Raw genomic sequence first — 20,698 nt, 5'->3', positions numbered from 1 at the left:
CTTCTTTCCGGTTTCTGCCCAGATCTGTCGCGATCCTGCCGCCGCGCGGTCTATCGCTTCATCGGGCCGGGTCTGGTCCTCTGCAACGACCCAACGCATGTCCGGCTGCGTTCCGGTCGAGTTCCACGCCGCCGTCATCGGCGTACAGCGTGAGTGCCGCGCACAGATCGTCCGGTTCACTCTCCGAACTCATCGCCCGACCATACAAGCCGTTGTGTGCCCGACCTCGTTCAACGGAACCGCTCACGCGATCCTGCGGCGTTGCAGCGTCAATCCGGCAGAACGAACTCGGTGCGCATGTCTTCGACGATGCGCCGGACCTCGTGGGTGAAGTCGGTGCCCTTCTCGTTGAGCGGCACCATGTTCCAGTTCCTGCCGGCGGCATCGGGCGGGTGCCGTTCGGGCAGCGGTATGCGCACGCGCAGTTCTTCCGGCGTATTCGCGCTAATTTTTGCCACGCGACTTTGCGCTTCATCGCGAATCTGCTCGGCTGAGAAAACGGTCTTCGGCATGGGAGTTCTCCATCGCGACGGGCCGCACGGCTTTGTTCTCGCGGGCAGGCGGCCGACATTTCAGTCTAGTTCGTATTGTCGGAATGTTCGCCCGGACGTTCGCGCCGTTGCGCGCGTGTGAGTGCTCGACGCAACTGGCGGCCTGCGTCACCGCCTATGGCGCGACGATCTGGCATGAGCGGCGCGCAACGTCAATGAAGCGCGGCCAACGCGTCGTCGATCGGTTTGCTGCCACCAGCAAATCCGACGATCGTGTTGACAAGGCCGATCCTGAGCGCTTCAAGCGCGACATCGGCAACATCCTCGCGCGCAACGGGAGCACGAGCGGACTGCGCGTCGGCCACGATCTCAATCTTCCCGGTACCGGGCTCCATAGTCAGTGTGGCGGGACGCAGCACAAGATAATCGAGTCCACTGCCGATCAGATAATCGTCAGATGCGCGCTTCATCTGGGCGTAATGCCGAAGCGCATCTGGAGCGGATTCAGGGGCGTATGCCAGCAACGTGCTGACGACGATGAAGCGGTCCGCGCCATACTGCTTTGCGCAATCGACCGCCTTGATGATTGCGTCCCGGTCGATCTGACGCTCCTGCTCGGCGCCCTCGGATTCAGCGGAGCCAGCGGCAAAGATAACCGTATTAACCCCCGCAAGCGCCGCGCAAAAGTCCTGCGTCAGGTCGACGATCACGGGGCTCCCGCCGAGGCTTTCGAAGTGGGCCCGCTGCGTCTCGTCGCGCAGCAATGCACGAAACGGAATGCCCGCGCGGTGCAATTTTTCCGCGACTAACCGGCCGGTGCGGCCGGTGGCGCCAATTAATGCAATGCTCATCGTGTCTCTCCAGGAAGGCATCCGCGGGATGCGCGAGCTTTTGCTGTGCTGACGCTTTCCCGCAGGCCATCAGATACCGAGGTGACGCTCAAGGGCGGCATGGTCAGCTTGCATGGGTTCGCGCGGGGTTGGAAGCGATGTCCGGATCGCACTTCCGTTCGTACTCCGCGTCCGGGTGTCGATCCGACCCAACTGCGAGCTTCGACACAACTCACGACCACGACCGTGATGCAGCGCAGTGATGCTTATGCTGTCGTGCCGCTGCTGTTCAAGCTCTCTAGTGCCTTTTTCAGGCGTTCCTCCTGATCGTTGGTGAGAGACGTTTTCAATACCTTTCCGCCGAAAGGCTTCAGTTCAGGCAGGACCTTGTCGAAATTCACTTGACGCACGAGGATGAAGAGTGCCGACGAACCCGGCTCGATGTTCTTGCCCGTCGAACGCATGAAATCATCATCGATTCCATAGTCCGAGAGCGCGCCCGACAGCGCGCCCGTACCAACGCCGATGGCCATGCCTGTAGCCAGTCCGGCGAGCGGATTGAGCAACATGAGCCCAACCAGCGCACCAAACAGGCCACCCCACGCCGCGCCACTGAGCGCGCCGATCTTGACGAGATCGACGGCTTGCTTGAGGTGTACCTTGCCATTCGCGCTGCGGACCAGAACACAGGCATCCTCAAGGTCGATCAGGTGCTCCTTTTGCATCTGCTGGAGTTTGGTCAACACCTGGTCGGCCGTTTCTTCGCCTTTAAAGCTTACAACGACTAAATCGCTCATCGATTTGCTCCTTTTCTCTGGAAATAAGCGCAGACCGCTTACGCGGCAAGACGGTTGCACTCATGCTCAGTGCCGCGCGCAAGATGTCGACCGCGCCGCAAAACAGCAGCGGTGTCAGCCAACCGTGCATGTCGCGCCCGGCGCGCACCCTGGAATGTGGACGGGTCATTGTCGCGATGACGATGACCTCAAGACTAGGTTCTTGACGGTTGCACTTCTTCCTCATTCCTGCGAAGACGTGTCGGATCTCTGCGCTGTGCTGCGCGGCTTTCGAATGTGAACGTAAGGTGGCATTGCGCAAAACTGCGCAGGCGTACGGAAGAAAATGGGCCCGGCGCGTCATACCGTTGCCCTATTGCGGACCGATGCGTGTGGAGTAGGGCGTGGTCCGCGTGCGCGCGTTAGTCCATCAACAAACCGACGAGGAGCGTGATGAGCGCCGACGAAGACCTCAAGCGAGACGTAGAGAACGAACTGAAGTGGGACCCGGACATTGATGCATCGGATATCGGGGTTGCGGTCAAGGACGGTGCGGTCACATTGTCCGGTTTCGCGCGCAGCTTCCGGCAGAGGCGCAAGGCCGAAGAGGACGCGACGCGCGTGCGCGGCGTGAGGGGTGTTGCAAACGATGTGGAGGTGCGGTTGCCTTTGATCAACAGGCCGCCCGATCCGGAGATCGTGCGCGAGATCATTGCCCAACTGCAGGTCGAATTGCCTGATGCGGCGGACACCATCAAGGTGGTTGTCAGGGACGGAGATGTGACGCTGAAGGGCGAAGTCGAATGGGACTATCAGCGCCGCCGCGCGGCAGATACGGCGCTACGGGCGAGCGGCGTAACCGGCCTGACGAACGAGATTGAGATCAAGCCGAAGGTCGAGCCCGACGACCTCAAGCGCAAGATCGAGGACGCGTTCAAGCGCAACGCGGAAGTCGACGCACAGAACATCACTGTGGAGGCCGATGGCAATAATGTCGTCCTGCGCGGCACGGTCCGCTCGTGGGCCGAGCGCGAGGAGGCCGAGCGGGTAGCATGGCTTGCCCCCGGTGTGATGCGGGTCGACAACCGGATCACCGTCGATTACTGACAGGTTCGCGGGTCATAAATCAAGGCGAACCCGCATAGGTCCGCCGCTACGGGGGCATCAATCGCGATCGCAGAAGTACAGCGGTTGTTACCTGTTCGCAACTTCGCTAAACGAATTAATTACCGGATCTCCGGTGGGAAAGCCGGAATGCGCGCGGCGTCACACCGGTATATCTATGGAACACGTCGGTGAAATGCTGCTGCGTCTGAAATCCCGCGCGTGCGCCAACGTCGACCAACGGAATGGTCTCCTCGCACAACATCGCTCTCGCAAATTTCACTCGTTCGAGTGTCACGTACAGATGGGGCGGGCTTCCTGTCGCCGTTTTGAAAACGCGTGCAAACTTTGAAACACTCATGTTTACCAGAACTGCGAGTTGCTCGACCAGAATGGTTTCGGCGATGTTGTCGTGAACGAAGGCTTGAATGCGAGCCAGCATTTGACGCGTAATAGGCATGTCCGGCTCGATCGCACCAGCACAGTGCCCGTAACGGACAGCGATGTGCACCGAAATGACATCGGCAAAAGCGTCGGCGCACGCAGCGTCGAAAACATCCGCATTCGCTAAAGCACTCAATGTATCCGCAGCCTCCCGCAAGAAGGGATCCCAAGACTCGGACCATTTCGGGAGGGCCCCAAACGCATCTTGCGAGACTTGGCCCAGTACGCTCGGTCTAAGTGCGATAAGCCATCCGCTGGGATCGTTGTCAGCGTTCGTGGCCAACTGCGCCGCCCCAGTAATAACTGCGACAAATGGAGCACTTATGAGAATCGAGTGACTCGTTCCGAGGTCGTCGGAGCCCACAGCCTGCACAACAGTGTTGCCCGTGGGTATAACGAGCCGAAATCCATGCACCAGATTCAGCTCGCCATTGGTGAAAGCGACGTTCATCGGTTGGCAGCGTGACCCGTGATCAGGAGTCGAATCTATTGCTTGCTTCATGATGAGCAAAGTCTCCTTATGCCGCGGCGCATACCTAAGCTTAGGCCGAATTGAAGGCTGCTTAAGGCGGGTTCGTAATATGGGCAGAAGCAACCGGCTTCGTTGACGGAGCGCAGTTTCATTGCTGGGCAATCCGGCACGACGTTTGACACGACGATTGAAAACGATACCGACCGGTCCTGTGCCACAAGAATGTCATGAATGACGCAATGCACGGACCGTGCGCTGCAAAGTTCATGTTAGAACTCCTCACGGCGAGCCGCTATAAGACGCGGTGATGGATCGGGTCATTTCGGTGCATCCGGATACCAATCTGGATGCTGTTCGCCATGCGTCCTGACTCAACGCAGAATTGCGAAACACATGGCAGAAACGCGAAAGAATCGCAGATGCGCGGAGCCTAGACTGAAGTTCATTAACTGACGTTACGGCTCGGAGTCCCACATGGATGAACTACTTGGGCGCGCCTGGTGGATGCTCATTCTGCGCGGCACGGTAGCGCTGCTGTTCGGCATGCTGGCGCTGTTCTGGCCGGGTCTTACTCTGCTACTGCTCATCACTCTCTTCAGTGCCTACGCAATTGCCGGCGGCATTGTCACGATCGTTGCGGCCATCCGCTACCGCTCGACGCACGGCACATGGTGGGTGCTCTTGCTGCTGGGTATCTGCAGCGTCGCAGCTGGTGTGATAGCCGCGTTAGTGCCGGGACTTACCACGCTCGTGCTGATCGCCGTCATCGGCGCAAACGCGATCATCACCGGCGTACTCGATCTGATCGCGGCAACCCGGCTGCATAGGCGTCTGCGCAATGCGTGGATGCTGGTGCTCACCGGAGTGCTCGCCGTGCTGTTCGGCATCTTCGTGCTGGTCTTTCCGGGCGCCGGCGCGCTGACGCTTGTCTGGCTGATCGGCGTGTATGCGTTGTTCACGGGCGCGCTGCTTTTCGTAGTCGGCATCACTGCGCGTGCCTGGCACCATGACGGCCTGACCGGCGAGCCACACGCGCCATTGCATCCGTAAGCTCACCGCTGTAGGGACTCGTCGTGGGTCAAAAGGTCACGCCCGCGGCAAACCTCGCATCCGGAGATCGAGTGGACCGTCCGTCTCCTCCAGTGGTCCAGCCTCAGGTCTGGCACTGGCGTACCTCACGAAGGGAGAATCACATGCTTCTCGATCTCGACAAATGGAACCCGTTCCGGTTTTTGCGCTCGCACCCCGCGCAACAGAGCGCATCGGGGGGCGCCGGCGCGCCGAACACCAGTCAGCAAAGCGCGAGGTCAACTGCGCAGCAGACTGGCGGCACGCAAACGGGTAACGCTGCACCGGCGGCAGCCGCTGCTGCGCCGGTAGCACTTTCAGCTGCCACCTGGCCGCTGCCCGATCCGATTCATCTGTTGGCCGAACTGATACGCGATCCGTTCGGCGGCCGTGGACCGCTCGGAAGCTGGTTCGACGACTTCAGCGCCAGCGAGTTTCAACCGCGGATCGATGTTACCGACGAAGGCGACGCACTGCGTATCGTCGCCGAATTGCCAGGCATGACCCGTGACGACGTCGAGCTCGAAGTGGTTGAAGACATGCTGATCATCAGTGGCGAAAAGCGCCTGGAATCGACGAGCGAAGAACAAGGATGCTATCGCGTCGAGCGGTCGTTTGGACACTTTCAGCGCGCGGTCCCACTGCCCGCAGGCGTCGATCTCGATCGGGTAGAGGCCAGATTCGAAAACGGCGTGCTGACGCTGCGCGTTCCCAAAGCGGCCGGAGAACCGGCACCGAAGCGGCGCATCGAGATCAAGTGAAGATCCGCACTCCGCAGTCATGCCTGTCGTGAACAACCGGTCAGCTTCCGCGGTCTCGATGAAGCCCGGCGCGCAAACAGGGGCGGCATCGGAATAAGCAGCGGAACAGAGATTTTCCACCCACCCATTACCCGCCCGCAAAGCGATGCGCTCACGGACGGACAGGAGATCATCATGGCCGAGTGCAGTGTTTGTGGAAAGCCAGCAACCTCGCAGATCACGATCACCGAAAACGGCCAACGCCGTCAGCTGATGCTGTGCGATCAGCACTACATGGAGTTCATGGCGCGTAATCAGCGCCGCCTGTCGCCGCTCGAATCCCTCTTTCACGGCGGACTTTTCGAAAGTCTGTTCGACGACATGTGGCCGCAGATGGAAGACGACCGCGGCAGCCGGTCACGCATTAGACGCGCGCCCGGACAATCCGGCGGCGCGGATCAGGACACAGGCACCGGTAGCGGACAAATCGGCGATTCAGCGGGCGGACAGTCGGGTGGCCGGACACGCCGTCATCGCCGGGCGCGTGAAGCGGTGGACCTGCAGACGTACCTGAGCCAGAGCGGTTTGGACCGCCTGCAAGCTGCGGCGCAAGCAGCCGTCGAATACGGCAAGAACGAAGTCGATACGGAACACCTGTTGCTGGCGCTCGCCGATAACAATGTCGTGCAGGAAGTCCTGCGGGAATTCAAGCTCGATCCCGAAGAGATCAAGAAGACCATCGACCAGACGGCGCCGCGCGGCACCCGTAAGGAGCCGAGCGACAACGAGCAGATCGGCGTGTCGCCGCGCGCCAAAAGTGCACTGGAAAACGCGTTGAAGGCGTCGCAGGAACTGGGTCACAGCTACGTCGGACCGGAACACATTCTGATTGGGCTCGTCGAGGAAGAAGACGGCTTTGCAGGTGAATTGCTGCGCAAGCTCGGGCTGTCGTCGCCATCGCTGCGGCAAAAAGCAGTCAAGGTGGTCGGCCAGGGTGCCGAAGACGGCAAGATGGAGGGCCGCTCGACCACGCCCACGCTCGACAAGTACGCGCGCGATCTCAGCGCGCTTGCGCGTCAAGGCAAGCTGGATCCGGTGATCGGCCGTGACAAGGAAATTGAAACCACCATTGAAGTGCTCGCGCGGCGGCGCAAGAACAATCCGGTGCTGATCGGCGAGCCCGGTGTGGGCAAGACCGCTATTGTCGAAGGCCTTGCGCAACGCATTGCTCAGGACCAGGTGCCGGAAGTGCTACGTGGCAAGCGGGTGGTCGAACTGAATATCAATAGCGTCGTGGCAGGCGCGAAGTATCGTGGCGAGTTCGAGGAACGCGTCAAGCAGGTGCTGGACGAGATCATCGAGAACCAGGACCGTCTGGTTGTGTTCATCGACGAACTGCATACCATTGTCGGCGCTGGCCAGGGCGGCGGCGAAGGCGGTCTGGATATCGGCAATGTCTTCAAGCCCGCGCTCGCTCGCGGTGAGTTGCACCTCGTGGGCGCGACCACGTTAAACGAATACCAGAAGTACATTGAGAAGGATTCGGCATTGGAGCGGCGCTTTCAGCCAGTCATGGTGCCTGAGCCGAGCGTCGAGGAAACGATCGAGATTCTGCGTGGACTGCGCGACCGGCTCGAAGCGCATCACAAGGTGAAGATCACCGAAGAGGCGATCGATGCTGCTGCAAAGCTCTCGGACCGCTATATCGCCGCACGCTTTCTGCCAGACAAGGCAATCGATTTGCTCGATCAGGCCGCCGCACGCGTGCGCATTTCGTCGAATTCGCGTCCGCAGCCATTGCACGATGTCGAGGCGACCATCCGCCGCATCAAACAGGAACAGGACGCGGCCAGCGCTGCAAAGAAATTCGATAAAGCCAAGGAACTGGAAGAGAAGCTCGTCACCGAACAGAAACGCCTGCATGAAGCCACTGAAACGTGGAAGAAAGAGCGCGGCACCAGTTCGCAGGAAGTCACGGCGGAGGATATTGCGCAGATCGTTTCATCGCTCACGGGTGTACCGTTGGCTGAACTCACTGCTCAGGACCGTGAAAAGCTGTTGCGACTGGAAGACCGCCTGAAGGAGCGCGTGGTCGGCCAGGATGAAGCCGTCTCCGCGGTCGCCAAAGCAGTGCGGCTTTCGCGCGCCGGTCTGACGGAAGCCGGCAAGCCGACTGCCAGCTTCCTCTTTCTGGGCCCAACGGGCGTCGGCAAAACCGAACTCGCGAAGGCGCTTGCCGCTTCGGTGTTCGGCGACGAGAACGCGCTGGTGCGCATCGACATGAGCGAGTATTCGGAGCGCCACACGGTGGCACGGCTAGTTGGTGCGCCGCCCGGATATGTTGGCTACGAGGAAGGCGGTCAACTCACCGAACGCGTGCGGCGCAGGCCATATTGCGTAGTGCTGCTCGACGAAATCGAAAAGGCGCACTCGGAGGTGCACAACCTCCTGCTGCAACTGTTCGACGAAGGGCGCCTCACCGACGGCAAGGGACGTCTGGTCGATTTCACCAACACGATCATCATCGCGACCAGCAACGTTGGCTCACAGGTGATCCAGGACAACATGAAGGCCGACTCGAAGCAGCTCGACTATCCTGCACTGCGCGACCGGTTGATGGAGATCCTGCGGCATCATTTCAAGCCAGAGTTTCTCAATCGCGTCGACGAGGTGGTTGTGTTTCATGCGCTCGGCAAGGAGCAGATTCGCAGCATCGTCGATCTGCAACTTGCGCGCGTACGGCGTACGGCGCTGGCCCAAGGCATCGATCTGTCGTTCGACGATGGCTTGCGCGATCACCTTGCGCAGATCGGCTACGACCCCGAGTTCGGCGCGCGGATGCTCAAACGTAAGATTCGGCTCGAAGTGGAATCGCAACTCGCCGATGCTCTGCTGCGAGGCGACGTGCGCGACGGCGACAAGGTCACAATGACCTACGACTCGGGTACGCATTCGGTGCGTGTGCAAAAAGGAGCAACGCCTGCAGAAGCGCCGAACGAGGCGCCGAAACAGGCACCGGCGCATGCGTGACGCGGGCATGCCGAAGAACGCAAAACCGGCCGCAAATGCGGCCGGTTTTGCCGTTACGACTCAAGTTCACCTACGACGATCTCGTCGCGATAACACCAGATCCACGTTTCGCCGGGTTCGATCGAACGGACCAGCGGATGGCCGGTCGCGAGAAAATGTTTGCTTGCATGCCGGTTGGGCGACGAATCGCAACAGCCGACGTGTCCGCACGAAAGACAAAGCCTCAAATGTACCCACGGCTGGCCGAGCTTCACACAGTCCTCGCAATAGTCGATGGGCGTGTGGAAAATGCGGGCCGCGCCTTGGTGCGTGCAACCAGGGGTCATGTTCGTACTCCTCGGACAAGGTACGCGCAAAGGCGCGTGGATCAAGGTTGCGCGTCCGCTCAAGCGCTAGTTAGATAGCGATGCACCAGCGCCACAGCCATTGCGCCTTCGCCCACTGCTGACGCCACGCGCTTGATCGACGCGTGACGCACGTCGCCTGCTGCGAATACGCCGGGCATAGATGTTTCCAGATGCAGCGGCGCGCGCTCTAACGGCCAGTTGAAGTGCGCCCGGTATTCCTGCAGGTCGGGACCGGTCACGAGGTAGCCGCCTTCATCGCGGACAATGCCGACCTCCTGCGCCCACTCGGTCTGTGGCACCCCGCCAATGCAGACGAACAGCCAGTTCGTCTTTACCGTGCTTTGCCGGCCGGTGCGGATATCGGTCAGCGTGACCTCCTCCAGCACGTCACCGCCTGCGAGCGCGGTAACTTCGGTGCACGTGCGTACTTCGATGTTCGGCGCGGACGTGATGCGATCCACCAGGTAATGCGACAACGTGTTCTTGAGCGATGTGGCACGCACGACCATGTAGACGCGGTTGGCCGACTGCGAAAAATGCATGGCGGCCTGTCCTGCCGAATTGCCGCCGCCCACCACATATACGTCTTCGCCATCGATCAGCTCGGCTTCACTCGCACCGGCGCCATAGTAGAGACCCGCGCCGAGAAAGCGCTCTTCACCCGCGAGGGCCAGCGTGCGATATGCCACCCCGGTCGCGCAGATAGACGTGCGCGCCGTGATACGTGTGCCGTCTTCCAGAGATACGATGCCACGGCCTGGCGGAAACTCCGCGTGCACGCCGGCGCGCGCCAGCAGGATTTCGGCGCCGAACTTGACGGCCTGAACGCGCGCCCGCTCTGCGAGTTCCGCGCCGCTCAAGCCCTGTGGGAAGCCCAGGTAGTTTTCGATTTTGGAGCTGCTGCCTGCCTGGCCGCCCAATGCCCAACGCTCCACCAGTACGGTTTGCAGCCCCTCCGATGCACCGTACACTGCCGCGCTCAATCCCGCTGGTCCCGCGCCGTAGATCGCGAGATCGTAGGCTTCACGGGATGGACTTGCGAACCAGCCGAGCTTTTCCGTGATTTGCCGGATGGTCGGACATTCGAGCCGCGTGCCGTCGTGGAAGACGCAGACCGGCAAGCGCGAATCGGAAAGATGCTGAACGTGCGCCAGTTCCTCCGCTTCTTTATCGCTGCGCAGTTCGATCCATTCGAACGGAATGTCGCTCCGATGCAGGAAGTCGCGTATTGCGTAGCCGTTTGCGCTGCGCATGGGTCCATAGATTCTGACCATGAGATGCTATCCGCCTCAGATGACGTTCACGAGCAGGCGCTCGCGTTGGGATAACCGCGGGCCGCCATATTGGTGCATCGTAAGCACACGGTGAGTGGGCGTCTTTCGCGATACTCCCGGATTTTGTTCGCTTTCCGCCGATCGTTCCTTTACATCGCGACGCGCTCGTCTTCCGCGTCTTCCGATTGAATGACGCATACGCTCTTGTTGCCGCGCATGCGTCTACGATGCTTCAAGTCTAGTCGTTATTGCGGGTATGCTTGGACAATCCGGCCGCTGCGGAGCCAAATCATGGAAAGAAAGAAAAGCTGGCTGCGTAAGGATCTCGATACGTTACGCGTACAGCGGGATCTGCTCACCTTTTACGAACGATTCGAGCAGATTGTCACGCATGTCCTGAGCGTGGTGATTTCTATCATCATCCTCGTGTCGCTCTGGCAGTTGATTCGCGCGGTGATCTCGTTGCTGGTTTCGAACGCGCTGAACCCGCTGGATCACGCGGTGTATCAGACCGTTTTCGGCATGATCATGACGCTGTTGATCGCTATGGAATTCAAACATTCGATTACGCGCGTGATGGCCCGGCGCGATCACATCGTGCAGGTCAAAACAGTACTTCTGGTTGCGCTGCTGGCGATCGCCCGCAAATTTATTATTCTCGATCCCGCCGGTGCGCCGGCCCAGATCGCGGCGCTTGCGTTTGCGTTGGTGGCGCTGGGGAGCGTCTACTGGCTGATGCGGCAGCGTGATGACCCGATCGACGCAACGGCCGCTGCGCAAGCGGAACACGATCGCGTTGCGCTCGCGCAGCGACGGCAAAGGGCAGGGGCCGGCGAAGGCGAGCAGGGCGACAATTGACCCGAGTTCCGGCAACACGAGACCGACCGCATATCGATCTACGACGGAACCCGACGGCGCGGATGGACAGATACTTTGGCATCCTGCCGCGCACATCCAAAACTAATGCATTACGGGTGGTTGTACATCGCGTTCCAGTCCGCATTTGTCACTGACGGGTGTCCTGATTCCGACGAACCCTTCACCTCACCGCCGTAACCGCTTGTCGCGCCGTTCTGCGCAGCAACCTTGGCTTCAGCAGCCTGAATGGCTTCGGGATAGTGTGCGTTGTCGCCGTCACCAACGTGATAGCCCGCGTTTTGCAACTGGGTCAGTTCGGCGCGTACCTGTGCACGGGTGACTGACCCATTCGATTGCGCGAACGACACTACCGGAGCAGCAAGGGCAGCGGCAACGACAACGGCGTGAATGAGAGACTTCATGATTACCTACCTCCAGACTTGTTTGTCCTGCTACGAACAGCCCTGTTCGTAAACCAGTGATCACAGTCTAAATAAGCAGGCGCTTAAAATTAAGGGTGCTCCGTGCAGAAGATTGTTCTTGGATTTGGGTAAACCTCTCGTTCGCGGGAACTCATTGCGCGTGTGCAAAGGCATACGCTTTCACACGCCGCTCGTGAGTGACTTCGGTATCTGCAAGGTGTGACAGACCTATGTGTGGCACGCTATCCGCGCGGCTTCGCATCGCTGCCGCTATCGGTTCGGCCAATCTCAGCCAGCAACGCCTCGTCGCGGGCGATCACCTTTGGCAAATGCGCGCGCAAGAACTCCACCCATGTCCTCGTCTTTGCGTCGATAAACTTCCGCGACGGATACAGCGCATAAACATGCATTTTCTGCAGCGTGTAGTCCGGCAATACGCGTACTAACGTGCCATCCCTCAATCCGGCGATTGCCGCGTAAAGCGGCACCATACCAATGCCCATTCCTTCCCGGATCGCAACGACTAGCGACTCCGCGATATTCACCTGAACCGGGCCGTCGATCTGCATCGCCTCACTGCCGTTCGGCCCGTCGAGTATCCACTCGTGCGGCGCGAATGCGGGCGTCTGCAGAATCAGGCACTCATGGTCTGCAAGATCCGCCGGCCGCTGCGGCGCACCGTGCGTTTTTACATACGAGGGCGATGCGCACAGTATGCTGAACGTCGTTCCAAGCGGGAACGAAACGAGGTCGGAATCGGGTAGTGCAGAAGCACCAATCACGGCGACATCCGCGCTGCCTTCGAAAAGATCCGGCATGCGCTGCGACAGTGTCAGCTCAACGGTCACGTCGGGATAAAGCGCGCGATAGTGTGCGATGGCGGGCAGCACATAGTGTTGTCCGATACTCGCAAAGCTATGCATACGGAGCGCGCCGCTCGGGCGTTCGTGGGCACAACTCGCTTCTTCTTCCGCTGTGTCGATATCCGCAAGAATCTGTTGACATCGCTTGAGATAACGCTCGCCTGCGGTAGTGAGCGCGAGACGGCGTGTGGAGCGATTGAGCAAGCGCGTGCGCAGATGAGCCTCCAGTTCGGAGACTGCGCGTGACATGGCGCCGGTCGTCGAATTAAAAGACTGAGCGGCGGCGGTGAAACTGCCGGCCTCCACTACGCGCACGAAAACGCGCATGTTCTGTAATGTGTCCATCGATCACTGACGCGTGCAGCGGAAGTGGGAGTCGGGATTATTTGCTCAAGCGCAGCGGCGCGTTGACTGCGCCTCAGCGCTCAGGCCTTGTGCTGTTGCAAGCATTGCAAGTCCGTCATGGAGAGTGTACTGCGTTCGCTGTCGACATGCTTTCCCGCCGGGTTGATCGGAGAGCATTCGTGTGCACGGCACAACCCGAGAAATGCTCCGGGTGCGAAAGCCCGCTTGCCACTTCGCTCTGCTGCTTTCGGACCGGTCGTCACAGCCGCCGCCGTGCGGTCAAAGCCGCGGCAAGTCGACCTGGAACAAACAGCAGGCGGGCCGCATTATCAGCCGCATTATCAGCATCACGCAGTTGCAAGCTGAAGTCGCCTACATTACTTTCAATCGCGCTACGACACTCGTAACATAAACTCCGCCAGGGCCTTCGAGTCAAGCGGGCGGCTGACCACATAGCCTTGAATGGCATCGCACCCGGCGTCCTTCAACTCTTCGGCCTGGTGTTGGCACTCGACGCCTTCCGCGATAGTTTTCATGCCCAGCGAACGTGCGAGACCGACAATGCCTCGAATGACCGTCGACGCCTTCTGTGACTCGGCCAGTGCTCGAACAAAAGACTTGTCGATCTTCAGCGTGTCTATAGGCAATCGGACCAGATAGCCGAGGCTGGAGTACCCGGAGCCAAAGTCGTCCAGCGATGTGGATATGCCCGCTTGCTTCAGCGCGGACAGGATGGACGTTGCCTTTTCGATATCGCTTACCAGCGAATCCTCCGTGACCTCAATGTCGAGCATTGCGGGGGAAACGTCGTATTTCGTCGCGATATGGAGAATCTTGTCTGTAAGACCCACGCTCAGAAGTTGCCGAGCCGACAGATTGAGGCTGACCCGCGGTACGGTTATGCCCTGCCGTCGCCATTCAGCAATATGCCGGCAAACTGCGTTGAGCAGCCATTCGACGAGCGCCCCTTCGTAAGGGGACTCAAGTAAGACTGCGAGGAATGCGTGCGGAGTCAGCAACCCTCGTTCAGGATGACGCCAGCGAAGGAGCGCCTCGACACCGATTGCGGAATTGTTCGTGAGTGATATCTGAGGCTGGAAATGAAGCTCGAACTGGTTCGCCTCAAACGCTTCACGAAGATCCATGCGCAAAGCAAGGCGCTCACGCACGCCCCGGTCGAGGGCTCCATCGTACGAGCGCACCTGGAAACGGCCAGATGACTTCGCTGCGTACATGGCCGCGTCGGAATGATTGAGCAACGTCTCGGCCGAACCTGGCGCTTCTCTTAGCAGCGCGATGCCAATGCTAGCCGACAGCGAGACGGATCTTCCAGATACTTCGAATGGCGCTGCAAGTTCGCGAAGCACCGCATGCGCGAACGCTTCTGCCGCGCTTTCCGTGGTGTTGCGTAACAACAGAACGAACTCGTCGCCCCCTACGCGTGCGGCGAAAAATGCTGGATCGGGAATGGCCGTCAGCCTCTTCGCGAAGCCGCGCAGCAGTTCATCGCCGACAGCATGACCAAAGGCGTCGTTGACTTCCTTGAAATGGTCAAGGTCGATAAACAGGACCGCGTCTGAAGCATCGTGCGTAGAGCGAGGCGAAGCAGCCTCAGCGACCGCGCGTGACAGAATTTCCATGCACTTGCGCCGGTTCGCCAACCCGGTCAGATAGTCGTGGCTCGCTTCGAATTCCAGTTGCGCCGCGTGCTCGCGTTCACGTGTGACGTCGCGAAAGAGCACGGTAATGCCATCGTCGTGCGCAAATGAACGAACCTCAAACCACGTGGCGAGCGGTGCGTAATAGTCAGTGTGCCGGCCGGGAAGACCCGTTGCCGCCGTCTCCTGATAGACGCGATAGTAGCCGGAGCCTACCAGGTCCGGGTAACACTGCCATATGTCGCGTCCGAGCAGGTTTTGCCGTTCCTGCTGCAAGAATCGTTCAGCTGTATGGTTGAGATAGGTGAAGCGCCACGACCTGTCGATCGACATGAGTCCGTCGCTCAAGCTGTCGAGCATGTCAGCGAGGTGGGTCGGTGCAGACTGTCGGTGGCCGGCATCTGTCGGGCTGGGAGGACGAGAGTCGGACTGTCGTTCCATTTTTTTGTCCTTCTATTCGCGTCGGATCAAAGGCGTCGCTCGTGCGCAAACCGGGGCTCGTCGCATTCTAATCGTACTTGCCAGCGTTTCGAACACTGAAAGCTGTCGCGCCGCGCCGCTGAGCGAGTCGCTCATTCATCGTGCATTGCGTTCGCAATCAATCCGTCGATCAAGCGGGAACACTGTTCCTCGTGATGCGCCGGAAAGTTCTGCGGGAACAGATTTCTTCTGCAATCACCGCCACGCTCTCCCCGCTCATCAGGGTAACGTCGATACAGGTATCGGCACTACCACCCAACTCACTGTTTTTTATCGCTTTTTCCCATCGCGAGGCGCCCCGGGGCGAGGCTTTGCGTGGCATAATCGACCGACACAGTCAGCCCGCAGTCATTACTACCCCGCATACCATGGCACAGACTCTCTACGACAAATTGTGGAACACACACGTGATCCACACGGAAGAAGACGGCACGACGATTCTCTATATCGACCGTCACCTGCTGCACGAAGTGACCAGCCCCCAGGCGTTCGAAGGTCTGAAGCTGGCTCAGCGTCCGGTGTGGCGCATCAGCGCGAATCTGGCCGTCTCGGACCATAACGTGCCCACCACGGACCGCAGCCACGGCATCGCCGATCCGGTGTCGAAGCTGCAAGTCGATACGCTCGATTCGAACTGCGACGCCTACGGCATCACGCAGTTCAAGATGAACGACCTGCGTCAGGGCATCGTGCACATCATCGGGCCGGAACAGGGCGCTACGCTGCCGGGCATGACGATCGTCTGCGGCGACTCGCATACGTCCACGCACGGCGCGTTCGGTGCGCTGGCGCACGGCATCGGCACGTCGGAAGTCGAGCATGTGCTCGCCACGCAAACGCTCTTGCAGAAGAAGAGCAAGAACATGCTGGTGAAAGTAGAAGGGCCGTTGCCGCGCGGCTGCACGGCGAAAGACATCGTGCTCGCGATCATCGGCAAGATCGGCACGGCGGGCGGCACTGGCTACGCAATCGAATTCGGCGGCTCGACGATTCGCTCGCTGTCCATGGAAGGCCGCATGACAGTCTGCAACATGGCGATCGAAGCAGGCGCGCGTGCCGGCATGGTCGCGGTCGACGACACGACCATTGAATATCTCAAGGGTCGCCCGTTCTCGCCACAAGGCGCGGAGTGGGATCACGCGGTCGAGTACTGGAAGCAGTTCAAGTCCGACGAAGGCGCGCAGTTCGACCGCGTTGTCGAGCTCAACGCGGCGGACATCGTGCCGCAGGTTACCTGGGGCACGTCGCCGGAAATGGTCACCGCCGTGGACGGCCGCGTGCCGGATCCCGAGCGCGAGAAAGACCCGGTCAAGCGCGATGCAATGGAACGCGCGCTCAAATACATGGCGCTCGAACCGAACGCGCCGATCGAGTCGATCAAGCCGGATAAAATCTTCATCGGGTCGTGTACCAACGCGCGCATTGAAGACATTCGCGCCGCGGCTTACGTCGTGAAGAAACTGGGTCGCCGCGTCGCGCCGAACATCCGTCTCGCCATGGTTGTGCCGGGTTCGGGTCTGGTCAAAGCGCAGGCGGAACGTGAAGGCCTCGACAAGGTCTTTACAGACGCCGGTTTCGAATGGCGTGAGCCGGGCTGCTCGATGTGTCTCGCGATGAACGCCGACCGGCTGGATCCGGGCGAGCGTTGCGCGTCCACGTCGAATCGTAATTTCGAAGGTCGTCAGGGCGCCGGTGGCCGTACCCATCTCGTGAGCCCCGCCATGGCCGCAGCCGCGGCCATCGAAGGGCATTTTGTCGATATTCGCAAGCTGGGATAAATCGCATGATGAAGAACATGAATCGCATCGCTCTTTTGCGCCGCTTCGCGCTCGGTACTCTGGCTGGGCTACTGCTCGGTCTGACCGGCTGCAACACGGTGCACGGATTTGGGCAGGACATGTCGCACCTCGGCAATTCGATCAGCAATCACGCTGAAAAATAACCGGTTTTTGATTTTTGCCGGCGACGCGGCGAGCGGCCTTCATGCCGCCACGCGCATCGCCCGGTCCTGAAACAGGCGCAAGCGTCATGGATAAATTCACCGTACACACAGGCGTCGTGGCCCCGCTCGATCGCGAGAATGTCGACACGGACGCGATTATTCCGAAGCAATTCCTGAAGTCGATCAAGCGCACGGGTTTCGGTCCGAACGCGTTCGACGAATGGCGTTATCTCGACCACGGCGAGCCGGGTCAGGACAATTCGAAGCGTCCGCTGAATCCGGACTTCGTCCTGAACCAGCCGCGTTATCAGGGCGCTTCGGTGCTGCTCGCGCGCAAGAATTTCGGCTGCGGCAGCTCGCGTGAGCACGCGCCTTGGGCGCTTCAGCAATACGGCTTTCGCGCGATCATCGCGCCGAGTTTCGCCGACATTTTCTATAACAACTGCTTCAAGAACGGCTTGCTGCCGATCGTGCTGAGCGAACAGCAGGTCGATCACCTGTTCAACGAAACGTATGCGTTCAACGGTTTTCAGTTGACCATCGACCTCGAAGCGCAAGTCGTGCGCACTTCGGACGGCGGCACTGAGTATCCGTTCGAAGTCGCTGCGTTCCGCAAGTACTGCCTGCTGAACGGTTTCGACGACATTGGCCTCACGCTGCGTCACGCCGACAAGATTCGCCAGTACGAAGCCGAGCGTATTGCGAAGCAGCCGTGGCTCGCGCATCGCATCGTCGGTTGAAACTTGCGCGCTTGAGTGTTTGAGTGTTTAAGGCGCGTCTGTTAGCTCAGGCTCGAAGCCTGGAAGACAATCATTAAGGAATTCGCATGAAGATCGCAGTGCTGCCGGGCGACGGCATCGGTCCCGAAATCGTCAAAGAGGCCGTGAAGGTTCTGAACGTGCTTGGCGAAAAGTTTGAACTGGAAGAAGCGCCGGTTGGCGGCGCGGGCTACGAAGCGAAGGGTCATCCGCTGCCCGATTCCACGCTCGCGCTCGCTAAGGAAGCCGACGCCATTCTGTTCGGCGCCGTCGGCGACTGGAAGTACGACAAGCTCGAACGCGCGCTGCGCCCCGAGCAGGCGATTCTCGGTCTGCGCAAGCATCTGCAATTGTTCGCGAACTTCCGTCCGGCAATCTGCTATCCGCAATTGACCGGTGCGTCGTCGCTGAAAGAAGAAATCGTTTCGGGTCTGGATATTCTGATCGTGCGCGAGCTGAACGGCGACATCTACTTCGGCGCGCCGCGCGGCGTGCGCGAAGCGCCGGACGGCCTGTTCGCCGGCGCGAAGGAAGGCTTCGACACGATGCGCTACTCGGAGCCCGAAGTGCGCCGCATCGCCCACGTCGCGTTTCAGGCCGCGCAAAAGCGCGGCAAGAAGCTGACCTCGGTGGACAAAGCCAATGTGCTCGAAACGTCGCAATTCTGGAAAGACGTCATGATCGACGTGTCGAAGGAATACGCCGACGTCGAGTTGTCGCACATGTACGTCGACAACGCCGCGATGCAACTCGTCAAGGCGCCGAAGTCGTTCGACGTGATCGTGACCGGCAACATGTTCGGCGACATTCTTTCGGACGAAGCGGCAATGCTGACGGGCTCGATCGGCATGCTGCCGTCGGCCTCGCTCGACAAAAACAACAAGGGCTTGTACGAGCCGTCGCACGGTTCCGCGCCGGACATCGCCGGCAAGGGCGTCGCGAATCCGCTGGCCACCATTTTGTCGGCTGCCATGATGCTGCGTTATTCGCTGAACAAGGCCGAGCAGGCGGATCGCATCGAAAATGCGGTGAAGAAGGTGCTTGAACAAGGCTACCGAACCGGCGACATTCTCACGCCCGGTTGCAAGCAGGTCGGCACTGTCGCAATGGGCGACGCCGTCGTCGCGGCGCTGTAACTACCGCTCGCGCGTCGACAAGCTTACGGCTGCGCGGCTGGCTTGACGGAAGATCGGTCAGTTCATCAGTCAGGTCATTAATCGGCCTCAAAAACGCGAATCGGCCTTCAAAAAGGCCGATTCGTGCGTAATACGGACGGCAGCGACCGACTTTGACGTCGCCGGATTCCGGTTTTCGTGTATATTGTAGCGATGGCACAAACGGCTCAAATCTCCTCGATTTCGAAACTGCACGGCAAAACGGCCCGTGTGGTTAAGCTCGCCATTACCACCGCAACATCCATTAAAACGATTACCCCGAAAACGATCACGAAGCGCTGATCGTCCGTCGTGCCCGCTCATCTTCCCCGCGCGGTCACTGCGGGCAAAGATGCGGGGAAGTTTCCACTCGAAGGGTATGAAGTCATGAACGTAGGTCTCGTAGGTTGGCGCGGCATGGTCGGCAGCGTCCTGATGCAACGCATGCAACAGGAAGGCGATTTCGACTTGATCGAACCGGTATTTTTCAGCACCAGCAACGCGGGCGGCAACGCGCCGTCGTTCGCCAAAAACGAGACCAAGCTCAAAGATGCAACAAGCATCGAAGACCTGAAGAAGTGCGAAGCAATCATCTCTTGCCAGGGCGGCGACTACACAAACGAGGTGTTCCCGAAGCTGCGCGCGGCCGGCTGGAACGGCTACTGGATCGACGCGGCTTCGTCGCTGCGCATGAAGGACGACGCGGTCATCATTCTCGATCCGGTCAACCTCGACGTGATCAAGAACGCGCTTGTGAAGGGGCAGAAGAATTTCATCGGCGGTAATTGCACGGTCAGCCTGATGCTGATGGCGCTCGGTGGCCTGTTCCGCGAAAACCTCGTCGACTGGATGACGGCCATGACGTATCAGGCTGCATCGGGCGCGGGCGCGCAGAACATGCGCGAACTGCTGCAACAAATGGGCACGCTATACGGTGCAGCCAAAGAAGATCTGGCTGATCCGTCGTCGGCGATTCTCGATATCGACCGCCGCGTGTTGTCCGCCATGAATAGCGACCGCATGCCGACCGACAACTTCGGCGTGCCGCTCGCCGGCTCGCTGATTCCGTGGATCGACAAAGACCTCGGCAACGGCATGTCGAAGGAAGAGTGGAAGGGCGGCGCCGAAACCAACAAGATTCTCGGCAAGCCGGCCATGGGCACCCCGGGTTCGATTCCGGTAGACGGCCTGTGCGTGCGGATCGGCGCAATGCGTTGCCACTCGCAGGCGTTGACCATCAAGCTGAACAAGGACGTGCCGCTCGACGAAGTGAACAGCATCCTCGCTTCGGGCAATGACTGGGTCAAGGTTGTCCCGAATGAGCGCGAAGCGTCAATGCGCGACCTCTCGCCGGCAGTGGTCACGGGAACGCTCACGGTGCCAGTCGGCCGGGTGCGCAAGCTGGCCATGGGCGGTGAATATCTGTCGGCATTCACGGTCGGCGACCAGCTGTTGTGGGGCGCGGCCGAGCCGCTGCGCCGTATGCTTCGCATTGTGCTCGACAAGTAAAGTAAACTACGCGGTCACGACGCGTAGAAAACTCAAGAAGCGTCGCGCTTGCGCGGCGCTTTTTTCATTTGTGTGCTCCGAATATCTTGTCTTTTTATAACCGCAAAAAAGGGCCGCGCGCTGACGCGCCAGG

19 protein-coding genes are annotated in these 20,698 nt (G+C 59.8%); 10 read left to right on the top strand and 9 right to left on the bottom strand.

The features are described 5' to 3' along the window. Nucleotides 1–269 precede the first annotated feature (269 nt). From ACTJLB_RS28650 to ACTJLB_RS28640, 3 genes are all read right to left on the bottom strand, one after another. Nucleotides 270–512: a hypothetical protein gene (locus ACTJLB_RS28650; RefSeq protein WP_020071074.1), complete on the bottom strand. Its 243-nt coding sequence runs from the start codon at nucleotides 510–512 to the stop codon at nucleotides 270–272. Nucleotides 513–703: 191 nt separating this feature from the next. Further along, nucleotides 704–1,342: an SDR family oxidoreductase gene (locus ACTJLB_RS28645; RefSeq protein WP_440785267.1), complete on the bottom strand. Its 639-nt coding sequence runs from the start codon at nucleotides 1,340–1,342 to the stop codon at nucleotides 704–706. A gap of 245 nt (nucleotides 1,343–1,587) precedes the next feature. After that, nucleotides 1,588–2,118 carry a DUF1269 domain-containing protein gene (locus tag ACTJLB_RS28640; RefSeq protein ID WP_440785266.1) on the bottom strand — a complete coding sequence of 177 codons (531 nt, stop codon included), beginning with the start codon at nucleotides 2,116–2,118 and terminating at the stop codon, nucleotides 1,588–1,590. 432 nt (nucleotides 2,119–2,550) lie between these two features. Here ACTJLB_RS28640 and ACTJLB_RS28635 point away from each other — a divergent pair, with 432 nt between their 5' ends. Continuing rightward, complete coding sequence (locus ACTJLB_RS28635) at nucleotides 2,551–3,204, top strand: BON domain-containing protein (protein ID WP_288830830.1); 654 nt, start codon at nucleotides 2,551–2,553, stop codon at nucleotides 3,202–3,204. 115 nt (nucleotides 3,205–3,319) lie between these two features. On the opposite strand, the gene ACTJLB_RS28630 is transcribed toward ACTJLB_RS28635, so the two are convergent. Further along, nucleotides 3,320–4,147, bottom strand: a complete 828-nt coding sequence (locus ACTJLB_RS28630) for a helix-turn-helix domain-containing protein (RefSeq protein WP_440785265.1) — start codon at nucleotides 4,145–4,147, stop codon at nucleotides 3,320–3,322. 444 nt (nucleotides 4,148–4,591) lie between these two features. Here ACTJLB_RS28630 and ACTJLB_RS28625 point away from each other — a divergent pair, with 444 nt between their 5' ends. The 3 genes from ACTJLB_RS28625 to ACTJLB_RS28615 all read left to right on the top strand — a co-directional run bounded on the left by ACTJLB_RS28625 (nucleotide 4,592) and on the right by ACTJLB_RS28615 (nucleotide 8,955). Then, nucleotides 4,592–5,167, top strand: coding sequence for an HdeD family acid-resistance protein (locus ACTJLB_RS28625; protein ID WP_288830832.1), 576 nt, complete (start codon nucleotides 4,592–4,594; stop codon nucleotides 5,165–5,167). A gap of 143 nt (nucleotides 5,168–5,310) precedes the next feature. Continuing rightward, nucleotides 5,311–5,946, top strand: a complete 636-nt coding sequence (locus ACTJLB_RS28620; protein ID WP_440785264.1) for an Hsp20/alpha crystallin family protein — start codon at nucleotides 5,311–5,313, stop codon at nucleotides 5,944–5,946. 174 nt (nucleotides 5,947–6,120) lie between these two features. Next, entirely contained in the window at nucleotides 6,121–8,955 is a 2,835-nt protein-coding gene (locus ACTJLB_RS28615) for an AAA family ATPase (protein ID WP_440785263.1), read from the top strand. Between the two features lie 53 nt (nucleotides 8,956–9,008). On the opposite strand, the gene ACTJLB_RS28610 is transcribed toward ACTJLB_RS28615, so the two are convergent. Next, nucleotides 9,009–9,281 carry a UBP-type zinc finger domain-containing protein gene (locus ACTJLB_RS28610; RefSeq protein WP_020071066.1) on the bottom strand — a complete coding sequence of 91 codons (273 nt, stop codon included), beginning with the start codon at nucleotides 9,279–9,281 and terminating at the stop codon, nucleotides 9,009–9,011. Between the two features lie 59 nt (nucleotides 9,282–9,340). Continuing rightward, nucleotides 9,341–10,576 carry an NAD(P)/FAD-dependent oxidoreductase gene (locus tag ACTJLB_RS28605; RefSeq protein ID WP_027805104.1) on the bottom strand — a complete coding sequence of 412 codons (1,236 nt, stop codon included), beginning with the start codon at nucleotides 10,574–10,576 and terminating at the stop codon, nucleotides 9,341–9,343. A gap of 291 nt (nucleotides 10,577–10,867) precedes the next feature. Between ACTJLB_RS28605 and ACTJLB_RS28600 the strand changes: the two genes are divergently transcribed. Further along, complete coding sequence (locus tag ACTJLB_RS28600; protein WP_440785286.1) at nucleotides 10,868–11,434, top strand: phosphate-starvation-inducible PsiE family protein; 567 nt, start codon at nucleotides 10,868–10,870, stop codon at nucleotides 11,432–11,434. Nucleotides 11,435–11,544: 110 nt separating this feature from the next. On the opposite strand, the gene ACTJLB_RS28595 is transcribed toward ACTJLB_RS28600, so the two are convergent. The 3 genes from ACTJLB_RS28595 to ACTJLB_RS28585 all read right to left on the bottom strand — a co-directional run bounded on the left by ACTJLB_RS28595 (nucleotide 11,545) and on the right by ACTJLB_RS28585 (nucleotide 15,163). After that, nucleotides 11,545–11,856: a DUF4148 domain-containing protein gene (locus ACTJLB_RS28595; protein WP_087752696.1), complete on the bottom strand. Its 312-nt coding sequence runs from the start codon at nucleotides 11,854–11,856 to the stop codon at nucleotides 11,545–11,547. A 242-nt stretch (nucleotides 11,857–12,098) separates the two neighbouring features. Further along, complete coding sequence (locus ACTJLB_RS28590) at nucleotides 12,099–13,064, bottom strand: LysR family transcriptional regulator (protein WP_408166866.1); 966 nt, start codon at nucleotides 13,062–13,064, stop codon at nucleotides 12,099–12,101. A gap of 392 nt (nucleotides 13,065–13,456) precedes the next feature. Beyond that, entirely contained in the window at nucleotides 13,457–15,163 is a 1,707-nt protein-coding gene (locus ACTJLB_RS28585; RefSeq protein ID WP_440785262.1) for a putative bifunctional diguanylate cyclase/phosphodiesterase, read from the bottom strand. A 407-nt stretch (nucleotides 15,164–15,570) separates the two neighbouring features. Between ACTJLB_RS28585 and leuC the strand changes: the two genes are divergently transcribed. The 5 genes from leuC (at nucleotide 15,571) to asd (ending at nucleotide 20,565) form a co-directional block, all read left to right on the top strand. After that, on the top strand, nucleotides 15,571–16,980 hold the full coding sequence (leuC, locus tag ACTJLB_RS28580) for a 3-isopropylmalate dehydratase large subunit (protein WP_027779578.1): 1,410 nt from the start codon (nucleotides 15,571–15,573) through the stop codon (nucleotides 16,978–16,980). A 5-nt stretch (nucleotides 16,981–16,985) separates the two neighbouring features. Then, nucleotides 16,986–17,144 carry an entericidin A/B family lipoprotein gene (locus ACTJLB_RS28575; RefSeq protein WP_440785261.1) on the top strand — a complete coding sequence of 53 codons (159 nt, stop codon included), beginning with the start codon at nucleotides 16,986–16,988 and terminating at the stop codon, nucleotides 17,142–17,144. Between the two features lie 86 nt (nucleotides 17,145–17,230). Continuing rightward, the gene (leuD, locus tag ACTJLB_RS28570) at nucleotides 17,231–17,884 is read left to right on the top strand and encodes a 3-isopropylmalate dehydratase small subunit (RefSeq protein WP_020071058.1); all 654 of its coding nucleotides are present in this window, start codon (nucleotides 17,231–17,233) and stop codon (nucleotides 17,882–17,884) included. Nucleotides 17,885–17,970: 86 nt separating this feature from the next. After that, nucleotides 17,971–19,038, top strand: a complete 1,068-nt coding sequence (gene leuB, locus ACTJLB_RS28565; protein WP_029971412.1) for a 3-isopropylmalate dehydrogenase — start codon at nucleotides 17,971–17,973, stop codon at nucleotides 19,036–19,038. Nucleotides 19,039–19,443: 405 nt separating this feature from the next. Then, nucleotides 19,444–20,565 (top strand): aspartate-semialdehyde dehydrogenase, encoded by a 1,122-nt coding sequence (gene asd / locus ACTJLB_RS28560; protein ID WP_027805102.1) that lies wholly within the window; start codon nucleotides 19,444–19,446, stop codon nucleotides 20,563–20,565. The last annotated feature ends 133 nt before the right edge of the window (nucleotides 20,566–20,698 follow it).

Source organism: Paraburkholderia sp. 22098, assembly GCF_052045935.1.
GTDB classification, from domain to species: Bacteria; Pseudomonadota; Gammaproteobacteria; order Burkholderiales; family Burkholderiaceae; genus Paraburkholderia; species Paraburkholderia caledonica.
This window is presented reverse-complemented; position numbering and strand designations above follow the sequence as displayed.